We start from the raw sequence: 15,966 nt of genomic DNA, 5'->3' as shown, positions 1-15,966 counted from the left end.
CCCCTCAGGCGAGCGTCAGCGTGGACGGGGTCAGGTCCTCGGGCGAGGACAGCGTGCCCCGGACGGCGGTGGCGGCGGCGACGAGCGGCGAGACGAGGTGGGTGCGCCCACCCTTGCCCTGCCGGCCCTCGAAGTTGCGGTTCGACGTCGACGCGCAGCGCTGGCCCGGCTCGAGCTGGTCTGGGTTCATGCCCAGGCACATCGAGCAGCCCGCGGAGCGCCACTCGGCCCCCGCCTCGGTGAAGACCGCGTCCAGGCCCTCCTCCTCGGCCTGCGCCTTGACCTTCATCGAGCCGGGGACGACGAGCATCCGCACCGAGTCGGCGACGTGGTTGCCGCGGATGACGTCGGCCGCCGCCCGCAGGTCCTCGATGCGCGCGTTGGTGCACGAGCCGAGGAAGACGGTGTCGACAGCGATGTCGCGCAGCTTGGTGCCCGGCGTCAGGTTCATGTAGGCGAGTGCCTTGCGCGCGGAGGCGGCGGCGTCCTCGTCGGCGATCTGGTCGGGGTCGGGCACCTCCTCGCCGAGCGGGAGGCCCTGGCCGGGGTTGGTGCCCCAGGTGACGAACGGCGTCAGCGCGTCGGCGTCGATGTGGACGACGGCGTCGAACTCGGCGTCGTCGTCGGTGCGCAGCTCGCGCCAGGCCTCGACCGCGGCGTCCCACTCGTCGCCCTGCGGGGCGTGCGGGCGGCCCCTGAGGTACTCGATCGTGGTGTCGTCCGGGGCGACCATCCCGGCGCGCCCGCCGGCCTCGATCGACATGTTGCACATCGTCATGCGCGCCTCCATGGACATCGCGCGCACCGCCTCGCCGCGGTACTCGAGCACGTAGCCCGCCCCGCCGCCGGTGCCGATCTGCGCGATGACCGCGAGGATGAGGTCCTTGCTGGTCACCCCCGGGCGCAGCTGCCCGTCGATCTCGATGGCCATCGTCTTGAACGGGCGCAGCGGCAGCGTCTGGGTGGCGAGCACGTGCTCGACCTCGGACGTGCCGATCCCGAACGCGAGCGCCCCGAACGCGCCGTGGGTGGAGGTGTGCGAGTCCCCGCAGACGACCGTGGTGCCGGGCTGGGTGAGCCCCAGCTCCGGGCCGATCATGTGGACGATCCCCTGGTTGCGGTCGCCCATCGGGAAGAGCCGGACCCCGAACTCCTCGACGTTCCTGCGCAGGGTCGCGACCTGGGTCGCCGAGGTCTCGTCGGCGATCGGCTCGAGGATGTTGATCGTCGGGACGTTGTGGTCCTCGGTCGCGATCGTGAGGTCGGGCCGACGCACCGGCCGGCCCGCGAGGCGCAGTCCGTCGAAGGCCTGGGGGCTGGTCACCTCGTGCACGAGGTGGAGGTCGATGTAGAGGAGATCGGGCTCGGTGCTTCCTCCCGGGCCCTCTCCCCCTGCTCGGACCACGTGCTGGTCCCAGACCTTCTCCGCGAGTGTGCGTCCCACCGTCTCACCTCTTGAGTTCCCACATACTGGGACTAGTGTGTCGTCCCGTGGGACAGACTAGCGGAATCGGTGTGCTCGACAAGGCGGTGGGGGTGCTGCGGGCGGCGGCGGTCGCCCCGTGCGCCCTGGGCGAGCTCTGCGAGCGCACCGGCCTCCCGCGGGCCACCGCGCACCGCCTCGCCGTCGGGCTCGAGGCGCACCGCCTGCTCGAGCGCGACGCGGACGGCCGCTGGCAGCCCGGCCCTGCCCTCGGCGAGCTCGCCCACGGCCACCACGACCCGCTGCTCACCGCCGCCGAGGAGGTCCTCCCGACGCTGCGCGACCTCACCGGGGAGAGCGTCCAGCTCTATCGCCGCGAGGGCGGCTCCCGGGTCTGCGTCGCCGCCTCGGAACCGGCGTCGGGCCTGCGGGACACGGTGCCGGTCGGGGTGCGGCTGCCGATGACGGCGGGCTCCGGCGCGCGGGTGCTCGCCGCCTGGTCCGACCCCGACGCGCCCCTCGTCGACGGGCGCACCCCGGGCGAGGTGTTCGGCGTCGAGCCGCTCGCGGAGGTCCGGCGCCGCGGCTGGGCGCAGAGCGTGGCCGAGCGCGAGGCGGGGGTCGCGAGCGTGTCCGCGCCGGTCCACGGTCCCGACGGCGGTGTGGTGGCCGCGGTGTCGGTGTCGGGGCCGGTGGACCGCATCGGTCGCAAGCCGGGCTCGCGGTGGGCGAACGACCTACTGGCCGCGGCCCGGGACCTCACGAAGGCACTCGGCTGAACCCCCTTGCCCGGGCACCTACCCTCGGAGGACGTGAGCGAGGGAAAGCACATCACGTCGGCCGAGGAGCTCCGCGAGGTCGTCGGGGGGCCGGTCCGCCGCGCCGTCGTCAAGCAGCGCGACCGGCTCGACGAGACCGACCGGGCCTTCATCGCCCGCAGCCCGTTCCAGATGATCGCCACGGCGGGTGGCGACGGCACCGTCGACGTCTCCCCGAAGGGCGACCCGGCGGGCTCGGTGCACGTGCGCGACGACCGCACGCTCGTGCTCCCCGACAGACCCGGGAACCGTCGCGTGGACGGCTTCCTCAACGTCCTCGAGAACCCGCACGTCGGGCTGATCTTCCTGGTGCCGCGCCGCACGGACACGCTGCGCATCAACGGGACCGCCCGCATCCTGCTCGACCCGCCCTACGCCGAGACCCTGCGCCACCGGGGCCACGTGCCGCGGCTGGTGCTCGAGGTCGGCGTCGAGGAGGTGTTCACCCACTGCGCGAAGGCGTTCCTGCGCTCCGGGCTGTGGGAGCCCGAGACGTGGCCCGAGGACGACCTCCCGAGCATCGCGCAGATGGCCTCGCGCACCACCGACGACATGACGCTCACCGAGATGGAGGCCTACTACTCCGAGGAGAACACCCGCTCGATCCTCTACCGGGCCACCCCGCCCTGAGGCCGCGCTGCCCGGGACGTCAGGCGAGGCGGTCCACGTCCTCGACGTGGTGTGCCGGGAGCGCGATGTAGCGCTCCAGGTTCTCGGGGTGGTAGTCCGCCTTCCCGGTGCGGGTGACGGTCGTGTCGGCGGCGGCCTCGGCGACGGGGTCCGTCGTCCCGATCTCCCGGTCCAACGGGATGAGCAGGCGGTAGGCCCACGTCATCGTGTCGTGCTCGGAGCCGAGCGGGTCGGGGGTCACGTCGCCGATGCGCGGCGAGGACCCGCCCGCCCGCTGGGGTGAGAGCGGTGAATCGGGCGCGAGCGCGAGTCCCGCGTCCGTCGCGTGCGCCGCCATCCAGCGCAGCGTGATGTCGGACAGACCGTGCTCGGGGTTCCCACCGCCGACGTCGCCGTGGCAACCCGCGAACCAGGTCTGGTGGCGCACGACCTCGCCGTCGGACGTTGGCTCCCAGAGCGTGGGCCGGAACGGCCGGCGGCGCTCGTCGACGGCGATCGCGTGGCAGGCGGCGTCGACGGTGGAGCTCAGCCGGGTGTCGTGGAACTGCCAGTGACGGTTCAGGGTGTCGACGAGCTCGATGCCGGACAGCGGGATGCCCAGCGACCCGACGGTGTCCCAGACCCCGACGAAGCGGATGCGCGTCTCGAACGAGTACTGCGCCCGGAACGCCTTGGCCTCGTCGGCGTCGGGGCTCGACGACGGGTCCCGGCGACGGTAGAGGTCATAGGCCGCGTCGAGGCGGTCGACGTGCTCGGGGCGCAGGATCCCGCAGTTCCGGATCAGCCCGACGAGGCTCCGCGCGGTGTAGGCACCCCGGCTGAAGCCGAACGCGTAGATCTCGTCGCCGGGACGGAACGCCGTGACGACGGCCCGGTAGACGTCGCGCACGACCGCCGAGAGCCCGAAGCCGAAGGCCCCGCCGAAGAGCCGCTCACCGGGCGACGTCCCGACCCCGTCGTGGTAGTGGACGACCTGCTCGGTCCCGTCGGGGGCCTGCGGGGCGATCTCCTTGGCGAGCCGTTCGACGTTGGTCGGGAACGGTTGCGACGCGGTGTTCCAGGTGCCGTCACAGCAGGCCACGATGCGTTTCACGCTGTCCCCCCGGGGTCGCCGACCCCCGCATCATGGGCGGCGCATCCGTGGGCGACATCTGCCGTCCGGGCGACGCGGAGTACGCAGTCCCCGTCCTGGACGACGAGGCGCCGTGATCCCGACCGGATCGGTGTGGTGCCAGGATCGGCGTCGTGACCGCTCCCGGCCCCGCCGTCGACGCCCTGACCGCGCGCTTCGTGGCGGCGCTGGGGCGTCGCGGGGCGATGGCGGACCTGATGGCGCTGGCGAGCCTGGGCGGCCCGCCGCAACTCTCCACCACCCCGCCGGACCTCCCCGTCCTGGCCCACCTCGACGAGGCCCTCGCCCGCGTCGGGGAGGAGGTCGACGACCAACTGCGGGAGGCGGTGACCCTCGTCGCCTCGCGGGCGGCGTGGACGCGGACCGCCGGCTACGCGCACGACGAGGGCCTGTTCGCGGGCTACGCGCACGCGCCGCTGCGCGGCGCCGAGGACGACCCCGACGACGGCGTCGTCCTCGGGCTCGTCCTGCTCGGACCGGGCGTGCACTACCGCGCCCACCACCACCCGGCCGAGGAGTACTACCTCCCGCTGGGCGGCCTCCGCTGGGACCACGGGGACGGCTGGGTCGACGAGCCGGCCGGGGACCTGGTGCACCACGAGCCGTGGCAGCCGCACGCGATGTCCACCGACCGGCCGGTGCTGCTCGCCTACCTGTGGTTCGGTGAGGTCGGCACGCCGTCGGTCTTCGTCCGCAACGACGAAACGCCGTGATCCGGGAGAGGATCACGGCGTTCGTGGTGTAGCCCCGAGGGGATTCGAACCCCCGCTACCGCCTTGAGAGGGCGGCGTCCTAGGCCGCTAGACGACGGGGCCCTAGGAGGAACAGCGCCGTGGACCCTACCGGGGCCGCCGAGCACCGCTCGCAGCTGGGGTACCAGGACTCGAACCTAGAACAACTGAACCAGAATCAGCCGTGTTGCCAATTACACCATACCCCATGGCGCTCACCGAGCGTGACGAACGCGTCCCTGCCCGATGACGACATCCATCGTAGAACATCGCCACGACGCCGTCCGAGACCCCCCGCACACCCCGGCTCCGCCCCAGGTCAACGCAGGTGACCGCGCCCGCTCCGGGCGCCGGGCGCGCTCGGTAGGCTGGAGCGGTTGGCCCGCCCCACCACCGCGAGGGAAGCAACACCCGTGAGTCCCAGCTTCGCCCCCCTGCCCGCGAGCGTCGACCTGCCGAGCATCGAGCAGGAGATCCTCGAGCGCTGGGACAAGCGCGACGTGTTCCGCCGCTCGCTGGAGCAGACCGCGCAGGGCGAGCCCTGGATCTTCTACGAGGGCCCGCCGACGGCCAACGGCACGCCGGGCACGCACCACGTCGAGGCCCGCGCGTTCAAGGACCTCTTCCCCCGCTTCCGGACGATGCGCGGCTACCACGTCCCGCGCCGGGCCGGCTGGGACTGCCACGGCCTGCCGGTCGAGCTCGCCGTCGAGAAGGAGCTCGGCTTCACGAGCAAGGGCGACATCGAGCGCTACGGGATCGCCGAGTTCAACGCCGCGTGCCGGGAGTCCGCGCTGCGCAACGTCTCGGCGTTCGCCGCCATGACCGAGCGCATGGGCTACTGGGTGGACCTCGACCAGGCCTACCTGACGATGGCCCCGAGCTACGTGGAGAGCGTGTGGTGGTCGCTCAAGGTCATCCACGACAAGGGCCTGCTGGTCGAGGACCACCGGGTGACGCCGTACTGCCCCCGCGACGAGACGCCGCTCTCGGACCACGAGGTCGCCCTCGGCTACGAGGACACCGTCGATCCCTCGGTCTACGTGCGCTTCCCGCTCACCGACGGTCGCTGGGCCGGCGCGGACATGCTGGTGTGGACGACGACGCCGTGGACGCTGCCGTCGAACACGGCCGTCGCGGTCGCCTCCGACGTCGAGTACGCGCGGGTCGCCGCCCGGGACGAGGGCCCCGACCTGGTGCTCGCCGACGCGCTCGTCGGGCAGGTGCTCGGGGACGACGCACGGATCACCGACCGCGCCTCCGGCGCCGAGCTGCTCGGCAGCCACTACCGCCGCCCGTTCGAGCTCCTCGGCGAGGACCGGTTCGCCGGCGCCGACGGGCAGGTCACGGCCTGGCGTGTGGTGCACGGCGACCACGTCACGACGGACTCCGGTACCGGGCTGGTGCACATGGCGCCGGCCTTCGGTGCCGAGGACCAGCAGGTAGCCCGCGCCGAGGGCCTGGTGACGGTCAACCCGGTGGGGTCGAACGGCCACTTCCACGACGACGTCCCGCTGGTCGGCGGGGTCTTCTTCAAGGCCACCGACCCGAGCCTCGTGGCCGACCTGCGCGAGCGCGGCGTGCTCTTCCGGGTCACGGACTACGAGCACTCCTATCCGCACTGCTGGCGCTGCCACACGCCGCTGATCTACTACGCGCTGCCCAGCTGGTTCATCCGCACGACGGAGATCCGCGAGCGCCTGCTCGAGGAGAACGAGAAGACCGCCTGGTACCCGCCGCACATCAAGCACGGCCGCTACGGCGCGTGGCTGGAGAACAACGTCGACTGGGCGCTCTCCCGCAAGCGCTACTGGGGCACGCCGCTGCCCGTGTGGCGCAACGACGCGGACCCGTCCGAGGTCGTCGTCGTGGGCTCGCTCGCCGAGCTCGGGTCGTGGGCCGGAGAGGACCTCTCCGAGCTCGACCCGCACCGGCCCTACGTCGACGACGTCACCTTCCCGGCGCCGAGCGGCACCGGGACGATGCGGCGCGTGCCCGACGTCATCGACGTCTGGTACGACTCCGGCGCGATGCCGTTCGCCCAGTGGGGCGCCCCGCACCACCACGAGGCCGACTTCGAGGCGGCCTACCCCGCGCAGTACATCTGCGAGGCGATCGACCAGACCCGCGGCTGGTTCTACTCGCTGATGGCGGTCGGCACGCTGGTGTTCGACCGGTCGTCCTACGAGAACGTCGTGTGCCTGGGCCTGCTGCTCGACGAGCAGGGCCGCAAGATGTCCAAGCACCTCGGGAACATCCTCGACCCGTTCGAGCTGTTCTCGACCCACGGCGCCGACGCGGTGCGCTGGCTGATGCTGGCGCAGGGCAATCCCTGGGTCGACCGCCGCGTCGGGCACGAGACGCTGCGCGAGATCGTCCGCAAGGTCCTGCTGACCTACTGGAACACCGCGTCGTTCCTGGTGACGTACGCGAACGCGAGCGAGTGGTCGCCGAGTGACGCCGCTCCGGCACCGGCAGACCGGCCCGCCATGGACCGGTGGGCCCTCGGCGAGCTGCGCGCCACCGTGGCCGAGGTGACCGAGGCGCTCGACGACTTCGACTCCTCGCGCGCGGGCCGGGCGATCGTCGCCTTCGTCGACGACCTCTCGAACTGGTACGTCCGCCGTTCCCGGCGCCGCTTCTGGGACGGCGACCCGGCGGCGCTCGCGACGCTGCACACGTGCGTCGAGACGGTCAGCCGCCTGATGGCGCCGTTCACGCCGTTCGCCACCGACTACGTGTGGACCCTGCTGCAGGGGGAGGGTGGCGCCGGCCTGCCCGAGGGCACGCCGGACTCGGTGCACCTCGCCTCGTGGCCCGAGGTGACGGCGGCTCCCGACACTGCAGCTGAGCACGCCGATGGGGAGGCGGTGCTGCGCCGGCAGATGGATCTCGTCCGCCGCGTGGTGGAGCTGGGCCGCTCCACCCGCGCGGCCTCCGGGGTGCGCACCCGCCAGCCGCTCGCCCGCGCCGTCGTGTCCGCGCCCGGGTTCGGGGACCTGGCGAGCGCGGCCGCCGACCGGCCCGGCCAGGAGCGTGACCTGCTCGCCGAGATCGCCGACGAGCTCAACGTCGCCGCGGTGGAGATCGCGGGCTCGGACCTCGTCGAGATCGAGGTGAAGCCGAACTACCGCGCCCTCGGGAAGCGGTTCGGCAAGCGCACGCCCACCGTCGCGGACGCCGTCAAGGCCTCGACCGACGCCCCCGTCGACGGCGTGCTGACGGTGACCGTCGAGGACGAGGCTGTCACGCTGTCCGGCGACGAGATCCTCGTCTCGGAGACCCCGCGCGAGGGCTGGGCGGTGCGCTCGGAGGGTGGGCTCTCGGTCGGACTCGACACCGAGCTCACCGAGGAGCTGCGCGAGGCGGGCCTGCTGCGCGACGTGCTGCGCTTCGTGCAGGACACCCGCAAGCAGCTCGGCTTCGAGGTCTCCGACCGGATCGAGCTGTGGTGGACCGCCGGCCGCGCGGACACCGCGCGGGCGATCCGCCACGGCACCGACACGGTCGCGGCCGAGTGCCTCGCCGTCGCGGTGACCGAGGGCGAGGGGCCGGCCGAGCTCTCGGCACAGCGCTCCGAGGACCTCGGCCTCACCGTGTGGGCGCGCGTGGGAGCCTAGGTTCGCTATGCGCTCGCCCGCACCACCAGGCGCGGTGAGAGCAGCCGGTGCTCGGCCGGGTGGCCGTCCATCCGGCGCCCGAGCACCTCGAGCAGGGTCCGGCCGAGCTCGTACTTGTCGGTGTGCACCGTCGTCAGGGGCGGGTCGAGCAGCGCGGCCATGGTGATGTCGTCGTAGCCGACCACCGCCACGTCGCCGGGGACCCGCCGGCCCGCGTCCCGCAGCGCCTGCACGGCCCCGATGGCGAGCAGGTCGTTGAACGCGAACACCCCGGTGACGTCGGGATGGCAGCCGAGCAGCTCGCGGACGGCGGCCGCGCCCGCGGTGACCGTCGGCGGCCCGGTGACGACGTGGCCGTCCGGGTCGGGGTGCCCGTGCTCGCCGAGGACGGCGAGGAAAGCCCGCCGTCGCACCGGCTCGACCCCCACGGCGCCGTCGAGCATCCCCAGCCGAGTGTGGCCGCGGGCGTAGAGGTGCTCGACGGCGGCCCGGCTGCCGGCTGTGAAGTCGGAGATCACCGAGGCGACGCCCTCGCCTGGGGCCCGCCGGTCGGCCACCACCAGCGGCAGCCGGCGACCCAGGGCGACCAGGGACTCGTCGTCGAGGGCCTCGAAGAAGCCGATGGCTCCGGCCGCCCCGGAGTCGACGATGGCGCGGGTGGCCTCCCACTCGGCGTCGGCGTCGGCATCGGTGTTGTGGACGACGACGGCGAGGCCGCGGCCCGCGGCGGCGTCGAACACTCCGCGGGCGACGGCGGGGAAGAACGGGTTCGCGATGTCGGAGAGGATCAGCGCCAGCGTCCCGGCCCGCTGGGTGCGCATGCCGCGCGCGAACGCCGAGGGGCGGTAGTCGAGCTCCTCGATGGTCGCGAGCACCCGACGGCGGGTGGCCGCGCTGATCTCGCCCTTGCCGTTCATCGCCCGGGAGACCGTCTGCCGCGAGACCCCTGCGACGCGGGCGACGTCGTCGATCGTCACGCGCACGCTCGGGTGAGGGGTCCAGCCGTTCCCGCCCCCGTCGGACGCTCCCACGCCCGCGACCCTAGACGTCCCGCCGCGCGCCCGGGGCCGGCGCGACCTCACGGATCGTGGGCTCCGGCCCGAGCGCGGCCGCCCGGCAGGCGGCCGCGACGTCGTCGAGCGCGGCCCGTGGCGCGAGCGCGAGCACCGAGCCGCCGAAGCCGCCCCCGACGATGCGGGCCCCGAGTGCTCCGGCGTCCTCGGCGGCCCCGGCGAGCGCGTCGACCTCTGGCACGGACACCTCGAAGTCGTCGCGCAGCGAGGCGTGCGAGGCCGACAGCACCGGCCCGACGTCGCGGGCCCGCCCGGCGCGCAGCAGCGCGACCACCTCGAGCACCCGCGCCTCCTCGGTGACCACGTGTCGGGCGCGCCGGCGCAGCACCTGATCGGCGAGCCCCTCCACTGCGGCGAGGTCCGCGTCGCGCAGCGCGGGCACCCGGAGCGCCTCGGCCGCCGCGACGCAGGCGGCGCGTCGGTCGGCGTACCCGCCGTCGGCGAGGTCGTGGCGCACCCGGGAGTCGACGACGAGGATCGCCAGTCCGGCCTCCTCGAGGCCGAGTGCGACGTCCTGTGTGGCCATCGAGCGGCAGTCGAGCAGCAGCGCCGAGCCGTCCCGGCACAGCAGCGACGCCGCCTGGTCCATGATCCCGACCGGCGCCCCCACGACCTCGTTCTCGGCTCGCCGCCCCGCCGCCGCCAGCGCGAACCGGTCGAGGTCCGCGCCGCCCAGGTCGGTGACCGCGAGCGCGACCGCGCTCTCGAGCGCCGCCGAGGAGGAGAGCCCCGCGCCGAGCGGCACCTCGCCGTGCACCACGAGATCCCATCCGGTCGGCTCGAGACCGGCCTGCTCGAGCGCCCACACCGTGCCGAGCGGGTAGGCGGCCCAGCCGGTCGTCTCGTGCAGGGTCCCGACGGCGGCCGTGACCGGCTCGGTGCCCGGGTCGGAGGAGCGGACGGTGACGGTCCGGTCGGCTCGCGGTGCGGCCGCCACCCACGTGCGCCGGTCGATCGCGAAGGGCAGCACGTGGCCCTCGTTGTGGTCGGTGTGCTCGCCGATGAGGTTGACGCGCCCAGGGGCGGAGAACACGCCGTCGGGCGCGCGGCCGTGGGCGGCGGTGAAGGCGTCCCGCACCTCCTCGAGGGTGCTCACGCCGGGACCGCCACGTCGTCCGCGGCCGCCCGGAGCCGGGCGCCGGCGACCTCGGGGGCGACGTCGGTGAGGAACGCCCCGCCGAAGGTCTCCGAGCCGGCCAGGTACTTGAGCTTGCCCTCCCCGCGGTGCGGCGGGCAGATCTCGAGGTGGAGGTGGCCGAGCGCGCGCTCGTCGTCGGAAACGTTCACCGGGGCGCTGTGGATGCCGAGCAGGTAGGAGGTGCGGAACCCGAAGAAGGCGTCGTAGCCGGCGAGCACGCGGGCGAGGACACGCGCGAGGTCGTCCCGGGCGGCGCCGTCGAGCTCGGGCAGCGTCCCGACGTGGCCCCGGCTCCAGAGGTCGACCTCGTAGGGGAACCGCGCCCACGGCGGCACCCCGGCGAGGAAGTGAGTGCCCTCGACGACGACGCGCGGGCCACCGCTCTCCTGGACGACGACGTCGCAGAACACGCACCGCCCGGTGCGGTCGCAGTGCTTCGCGGCGGCGCGCTGCTCGCGCGCGGGGCGGGGCGGCACGTCGGGGTAGGCGTAGATCTGGCCGTGCGGGTGGTGCAGCGTCACGCCCACGGCCTCGCCCTTGTTCTCGAACGGCAGCACGTAGGCGACGCCGGGGTCGGCCGCGAGCGCGGCGAACCGGTGCGCCCAGGCGTCGACGAGCAGCCGGATCCTCCCGACACCCACCGACGCGAGCGTGGCCTCGTGCTCGTCGGTGAAGACGACGACCTCGCAGTGCCCGTAGGCGGGCTCGACGGGGACGAGGTCGGTGCCTGCGAGGTCGGGCGCCGGCGGGTCGGTGGACAGCGACGGGAAGCGGTTGTCGAAAACGGCGATCTCGTAGTGCTCACGGGGGATCTCGGTCTCGGGGCCCCCGGGGCGGGTGGGGCAGAGCGGGCAGGCGGCGGCCGGGGGCTTGTAGGTGCGCTCCTGCCGGTTGGTGGCGAAGGTGACCCACTCGTCGTGGGTGGGGTCGTAGCGCCGCTCGCTCACCGCTGGGTCCCGAAGTAGGTGATGCGGCGGCCGTCGGGGAGGCACTCCTCGGTGACGAGGAGACCCGGGAGGGTGGCCGGCTCCGTCGGGGCGGCAGCAACGGCACGTTCCTGGCACTCGACGTCAGGACGGCGCGGCTCACGCATCGGCGCGGCGCCCCCGGAGTCCTCCGGCGTCGTCATCGACCGCCTCCTCACCTCGGTGCTTCATGCCCTCTTGACGTCGTCCCGGCGGGGGAGCGAACCTGTGGCCCCGCTGACGATAACGTTCACGGGAACATTCTCGGAACACCCGCTCCACTGCAAGGGGTCGCGATGCTGCGCCTGAACCCGGGATGGCTGGACTACACGCTCCTGGCGCTCTACTTCGTGGTCGTGCTGGGCATCGGCGTCGTCGCGCGCCGTGCCGTCGGGACGAGCGCGGACTTCCTCCTGGCCGGCCGCGCGCTCCCCGCGTGGGTCACCGGCCTCGCCTTCGTCGCCGCCAACCTGGGCGCCACCGAGATCATCGGCATGGCTGCCAACGGGGCGGAGTACGGCGTCGCGACGGTGCACTACTACTGGATCGGCGCCGTCCCGGCGATGGTCTTCCTCGGCATCGTGATGATGCCCTTCTACTACCGTTCCAAGGTCAGATCGGTCCCGGAGTTCCTCCGGCTCCGCTTCGGGAACGGCACGCACGTCCTCAACGCGATCGTCTTCGCGGTCGCCTCGGTGCTCATCGCCGGCGTGAACCTCTACGCCCTGGCCATCGTGCTCAACGCGCTGCTCGGCCTGCCGCAGATCTGGGGCATCGTGCTGTCGGCGGCGGTCGTGCTGGTCTACATCGGCTTCGGCGGCCTCGGCTCGGCGATCTACGGCGAGGTGCTGCAGTTCTTCGTTATCCTCGCCGGGCTGATCCCGCTCGCGGTCGTCGCGGTCCGCCACGTCGGCGGCTTCCACGCACTGGCCGACAAGGTCACGGCGTCCGCACTCGGGCCGGAGGGCCTGCACGCCTGGCAGGGCACCGGAATCGGGAGCGTCAGCAACCCGATCGGCGCCAACTGGGTCAGCATCGTGCTGGGGCTGGGCTTCGTCCTGTCGTTCGGCTACTGGACCACCAACTTCGCCGAGATCCAGCGGGCGCTGTCGGCCAAGGACCGCAGCGCGAGCCAGCGCACCCCGCTCATCGCCGCGTTCCCGAAGATCTTCATTCCCGCGGTGACGATCATACCGGGTCTCGTCGCGCTCGTCGCCATCCCGAACTTCGGCAACGAGAGCTCGGGCGGCCTGGAGTACAACGACGCGATCCCCGCCCTGATCGGCCAGCTGCTCCCCGAGGGCGTCCTCGGCATCGCGCTCACCGGCCTGTTCGCCTCGTTCATGGCCGGCGTCGCGGCGAACGTCAGCTCGTTGAACACGGTGGTCACCTACGACCTGCTCCAGCCCTACCTCGCGAAGGGCCGCAGCGACCGGTACTACCTGACGGCGGGCCGGTGGGTGACCGTCGTCGGCGTCGTCATCGCGATCTTCACCGCGCTGCTGGCGGCGTCCTTCAACAACATCATGACGTACCTGCAGTCGCTCTTCGGGATCTTCAACGCCCCGATCTTCGCGACCTTCATCCTCGGCATGTTCTGGAAGCGCACCACCGGCTGGGGCGGCTTCTCCGGCCTCCTGACCGGCGTGCTCGCGGGCACCGTGGTGTTCGTGCTCGCCGAGGCCGGCGTCGTCGACTTCGGGTCCGGCATCGCGGTCAGCTTCTACCAGGCCGGCGCGGCGTTCATCGTCGACGTCCTCGTCACCGTGCTCGTCTCGCTCGCCACCGCGCGGCCCGAGCCCGAGCGTCTCGCCGGGATCGTCTACGGCGTGCCCGGCGCCGACGGCGTGGTCCCGACGCTGCGCCAGCCCAAGGAGCGGGTCTGGTACCGCAAGCCGGTGCTGCTCGGCGCGGTCGCGCTCGTCATCACCGTCGTCCTCAACGTCCTCTTCGCCTGAACCGGGAGTCGTCATGAGCGAAGCAGCCCCCAGCGGACCCACCGATGCCCCGCAATCCACCGTCGAGACCGGCAGCCGCATGCAGCGGCTGTTCGACCTGCGCTACGTCATCGCCGTCCTGCTGGGCGTCTACGGCGTCATCCTGGTGATCCGCGGCGCGCTCGACGGGCCCGAGCAGCTCGCCCGCGCCGCCGGCACCGCGATCAACCTCTGGACCGGCATCGGCCTGCTCGTCGTCGCCGCGGTCTTCCTGGCCTGGGCGCGGCTGCGCCCCCTCGGTATCGACACGACCGAGGAGGACTAGCCGGGCGGGCGGTGCGGTCCAGGAGGCGCGGCCCGGTCCCACCGGCGGACGCCGCGGGCCGGCGGCTCAGACCGACGGCCCGACGTCCGGTACCGGGCCCATCCGCGGCGTGCGGCCGTCGGCGAAGGTGATCGGCGGCAGCAGCGTACGGATCGGCCCGGCCGAACTGTCCACCTCGACGAACCGGCCGCGCTGCTCGTGCTGCGGATGGGTGAGCACCTCGTCGAGCGTGCGACGCCGGGCGTTGGCCACGCCCGCCCGCTCGAGGCGTTCGACGAGCTCGTCGCCGGAGAGTCCTGCGAGCACCGCGTCGATCGCCTCGTGCAGGGCCGGACGGTGCTCGAGGCGCGCGGAGCCGGTCGCGAAGCGCTCGTCGTCGGCGAGGTCCGCATCGCCGAGCACGACCTCGCAGAAGCGGTGCCACTCGCGGTCGTTCTGGATACCGAACACGACCTCGACGCCGTCCCCGGCCGCGAAGGCGCCGTAGGGCGCGATGGCGGCGTGGCTCGTCCCGGCGCGGACCGGGGCGCGGCCGCTGCCCGCCGCGTACTGCAGCGGGAAGCCCATCCACTCACTCAGCGCGTCGAACAGGCTCACCTCGAAGGTGGCGCCCTCGCCGGTGCGCTCCCGGTCGTAGAGGGCGGCGAGGATGCCCGAGAAGGCGTACATGCCGGCGCCGATGTCGGCCGCCGGGATGCCCGCCTTGGCCGGGTGGTCCTCGGTGCCGGTCACCGAGACGAGACCCGCCTCGGCCTGGATGAGCAGGTCGTAGGCCTTGGCGTCGCGGTAGGGCCCGGTCGAGCCGTAGCCGGAGATGCTGCAGTGCACCAGACCGGGATGGTCCCGACGGAGCTCGTCCGCGCCGAGCCCGAGCCGCTCGGCCGCGCCGGGGGTGAAGTTCTGGACGAAGACGTCGGCCCCGGCGATCAGCTCGCGCACGCGGCCGAGCTGGTCGGGGTCCTTGAGGTCGGCGGTCACCGACTCCTTCGACCGGTTCAGCCACACGAAGTGGCTGGAGAGGCCGTGGACGACGGTGTCGTAGTCCCGCGCGAAGTCGCCCCGCCCCGGCCGCTCGATCTTCACCACGCGGGCTCCGAGATCGGCGAGGTGACGGGTCGCGAGCGGCGCAGCGACCGCCTGCTCGCAGGACACGACGAGCACGCCCTCCAACGGCAACGGCCTCGTCGACGGGGAGTCGGTCATGACGCCGATCGTGCCGGTCCCACGTCACCTCCGCTGCTCGTCACACTCCGACACCCGACGGAATCGCGCCCCGCGGATGGGTGCAGATCGTTCCTTCGATGAGTAGTCGCTTTCGAGGAACGGGAGCGAACGGAGCGTGACGGGAGCGGCCTCGATGCGACGCGGTGCAGGCGCGGCGACGGCGGTGGTGGTCCTCGGCCACGACCGCGCGCGCCCCGAGGTTCCCGTCCGAGAAGGTGCACGCGCCGACCACCGGCCCGTCGCTGCGCCTCATCACCTGCGGCGGCCCCTTCGACCGGTCCGTCCGGTCCTACGAGGACAACGTCGTCGTCTACGCCTCGGCCCACTGAGCACGGCACGCCCGCGCGGGCGATGCTCGTTGGCGTGGACATCCGCCCGGCCCGGGACGAGGACGTCGAGGCGGCCGCCGCGATCGCGGCCGTCGTCGCCGAGGAGGGCACCATCGGCGCCCAGCCGCCGGTCGACGTCGGGGCCCGCACGGCCGGGCTGCGCACCCTGCTCGCCGACGAGGGCCGGGGCGGGGTGTGGGTGCTGTGCGAGGGTGAGCGGGTCGTCGGCGTCGCCACGGCGCTGGAGCGCATCGGCGGCGTGCTCTCGATCGCGATGATGCTGCTGCCCGGGGCGCGCGGCCGCGGGGGCGGTCGGGGGCTGCTCGAGGCGGTGCTCGCGCACGCCCGGGCCTCGGGTGCGCACAAGGTGGATCTCGAGGTGTGGCCCGACAACGGCCGGGCGATTGCGCTGTACACGTCGGCGGGCTTCACCGTCGAGGGCCTGCGCGACCGGCACTACCGGCGCCGCGACGGCTCGCTGCGCTCGTCGCTGATCATGGCGCGGCGGACCGACAACGGCCAGGAACCCGGGCCGCCGGGAGATCGTTGACGCTTCGTGATCACCGAGCGGATGATTCGGGCGATCGCCCCACGCCCCAGCACCGTGAGTCACGAGGAGAC

At 73.2% G+C, this 15,966-nt stretch carries 14 protein-coding genes and 2 tRNA genes; 7 read left to right on the top strand and 9 right to left on the bottom strand.

The genetic code is table 11. The features are described from left to right. Nucleotides 1–4: 4 nt before the first annotated feature. Nucleotides 5–1,444 carry a 3-isopropylmalate dehydratase large subunit gene (leuC, locus tag VGH76_RS22775; RefSeq protein WP_331559007.1) on the bottom strand — a complete coding sequence of 480 codons (1,440 nt, stop codon included), beginning with the start codon at nt 1,442–1,444 and terminating at the stop codon, nt 5–7. Between the two features lie 47 nt (nt 1,445–1,491). On the opposite strand from leuC, the gene VGH76_RS22770 reads away from it, so the two are divergent. Together VGH76_RS22770 and VGH76_RS22765 are read left to right on the top strand one after the other, a co-directional pair. Then, the gene (locus VGH76_RS22770) at nt 1,492–2,202 is read left to right on the top strand and encodes an IclR family transcriptional regulator (protein ID WP_331559006.1); all 711 of its coding nucleotides are present in this window, start codon (nt 1,492–1,494) and stop codon (nt 2,200–2,202) included. 33 nt (nt 2,203–2,235) lie between these two features. Continuing rightward, nucleotides 2,236–2,871: an MSMEG_1061 family FMN-dependent PPOX-type flavoprotein gene (locus VGH76_RS22765; RefSeq protein WP_331559005.1), complete on the top strand. Its 636-nt coding sequence runs from the start codon at nt 2,236–2,238 to the stop codon at nt 2,869–2,871. A 19-nt stretch (nt 2,872–2,890) separates the two neighbouring features. Here the strand turns inward: VGH76_RS22765 and VGH76_RS22760 are convergent, their stop codons facing one another. Beyond that, nucleotides 2,891–3,964, bottom strand: coding sequence for a DUF2235 domain-containing protein (locus VGH76_RS22760; RefSeq protein ID WP_331559004.1), 1,074 nt, complete (start codon nt 3,962–3,964; stop codon nt 2,891–2,893). 152 nt (nt 3,965–4,116) lie between these two features. Here VGH76_RS22760 and VGH76_RS22755 point away from each other — a divergent pair, with 152 nt between their 5' ends. Next, nucleotides 4,117–4,716 carry a dimethylsulfonioproprionate lyase family protein gene (locus VGH76_RS22755; protein WP_331559003.1) on the top strand — a complete coding sequence of 200 codons (600 nt, stop codon included), beginning with the start codon at nt 4,117–4,119 and terminating at the stop codon, nt 4,714–4,716. 29 nt (nt 4,717–4,745) lie between these two features. Here VGH76_RS22755 and VGH76_RS22750 read toward each other — a convergent pair. After that, nucleotides 4,746–4,818, bottom strand: a tRNA-Glu gene (locus VGH76_RS22750). Between the two features lie 53 nt (nt 4,819–4,871). Continuing rightward, nucleotides 4,872–4,943, bottom strand: a tRNA-Gln gene (locus VGH76_RS22745). Nucleotides 4,944–5,147: 204 nt separating this feature from the next. Between VGH76_RS22745 and ileS the strand changes: the two genes are divergently transcribed. Continuing rightward, nucleotides 5,148–8,354 (top strand): isoleucine--tRNA ligase, encoded by a 3,207-nt coding sequence (ileS, locus tag VGH76_RS22740; protein ID WP_331559002.1) that lies wholly within the window; start codon nt 5,148–5,150, stop codon nt 8,352–8,354. A 5-nt stretch (nt 8,355–8,359) separates the two neighbouring features. Here ileS and VGH76_RS22735 read toward each other — a convergent pair whose 3' ends face one another. Genes VGH76_RS22735 through VGH76_RS22720 form a run of 4 tightly spaced genes read right to left on the bottom strand, consistent with a single transcriptional unit; the run spans nt 8,360 to nt 11,694 of the window. Further along, on the bottom strand, nt 8,360–9,385 hold the full coding sequence (locus VGH76_RS22735) for a LacI family DNA-binding transcriptional regulator (RefSeq protein ID WP_331559001.1): 1,026 nt from the start codon (nt 9,383–9,385) through the stop codon (nt 8,360–8,362). Nucleotides 9,386–9,395: 10 nt separating this feature from the next. Next, nucleotides 9,396–10,523, bottom strand: a complete 1,128-nt coding sequence (galK, locus tag VGH76_RS22730) for a galactokinase (RefSeq protein WP_331559000.1) — start codon at nt 10,521–10,523, stop codon at nt 9,396–9,398. Further along, nucleotides 10,520–11,512, bottom strand: coding sequence for a galactose-1-phosphate uridylyltransferase (gene galT, locus VGH76_RS22725; protein ID WP_331558999.1), 993 nt, complete (start codon nt 11,510–11,512; stop codon nt 10,520–10,522). The genes galK and galT overlap by 4 nt, the downstream gene beginning before the upstream one ends. After that, nucleotides 11,509–11,694, bottom strand: a complete 186-nt coding sequence (locus tag VGH76_RS22720; RefSeq protein ID WP_331558998.1) for a hypothetical protein — start codon at nt 11,692–11,694, stop codon at nt 11,509–11,511. The genes galT and VGH76_RS22720 overlap by 4 nt, the downstream gene beginning before the upstream one ends. 132 nt (nt 11,695–11,826) lie before the next feature. Here VGH76_RS22720 and VGH76_RS22715 point away from each other — a divergent pair, with 132 nt between their 5' ends. Both VGH76_RS22715 and VGH76_RS22710 read left to right on the top strand, forming a co-directional pair. Further along, nucleotides 11,827–13,488: a sodium:solute symporter family protein gene (locus tag VGH76_RS22715; RefSeq protein WP_331558997.1), complete on the top strand. Its 1,662-nt coding sequence runs from the start codon at nt 11,827–11,829 to the stop codon at nt 13,486–13,488. Between the two features lie 13 nt (nt 13,489–13,501). Continuing rightward, nucleotides 13,502–13,792 carry a hypothetical protein gene (locus VGH76_RS22710; protein WP_331558996.1) on the top strand — a complete coding sequence of 97 codons (291 nt, stop codon included), beginning with the start codon at nt 13,502–13,504 and terminating at the stop codon, nt 13,790–13,792. A 66-nt stretch (nt 13,793–13,858) separates the two neighbouring features. Here the strand turns inward: VGH76_RS22710 and VGH76_RS22705 are convergent, their stop codons facing one another. After that, nucleotides 13,859–14,995, bottom strand: a complete 1,137-nt coding sequence (locus VGH76_RS22705; RefSeq protein ID WP_331558995.1) for a CaiB/BaiF CoA-transferase family protein — start codon at nt 14,993–14,995, stop codon at nt 13,859–13,861. Nucleotides 14,996–15,379: 384 nt separating this feature from the next. Between VGH76_RS22705 and VGH76_RS22695 the strand changes: the two genes are divergently transcribed. Continuing rightward, the gene (locus VGH76_RS22695) at nt 15,380–15,895 is read left to right on the top strand and encodes a GNAT family N-acetyltransferase (protein ID WP_331558994.1); all 516 of its coding nucleotides are present in this window, start codon (nt 15,380–15,382) and stop codon (nt 15,893–15,895) included. The last annotated feature ends 71 nt before the right edge of the window (nt 15,896–15,966 follow it).

Source organism: Actinomycetospora sp. (genome assembly GCF_036497585.1).
Taxonomy (GTDB): domain Bacteria; phylum Actinomycetota; class Actinomycetes; order Mycobacteriales; family Pseudonocardiaceae; genus Actinomycetospora.
Note: the sequence above shows the minus strand (reverse complement) of the source record. Positions and strands in the feature narration are given on the sequence as shown.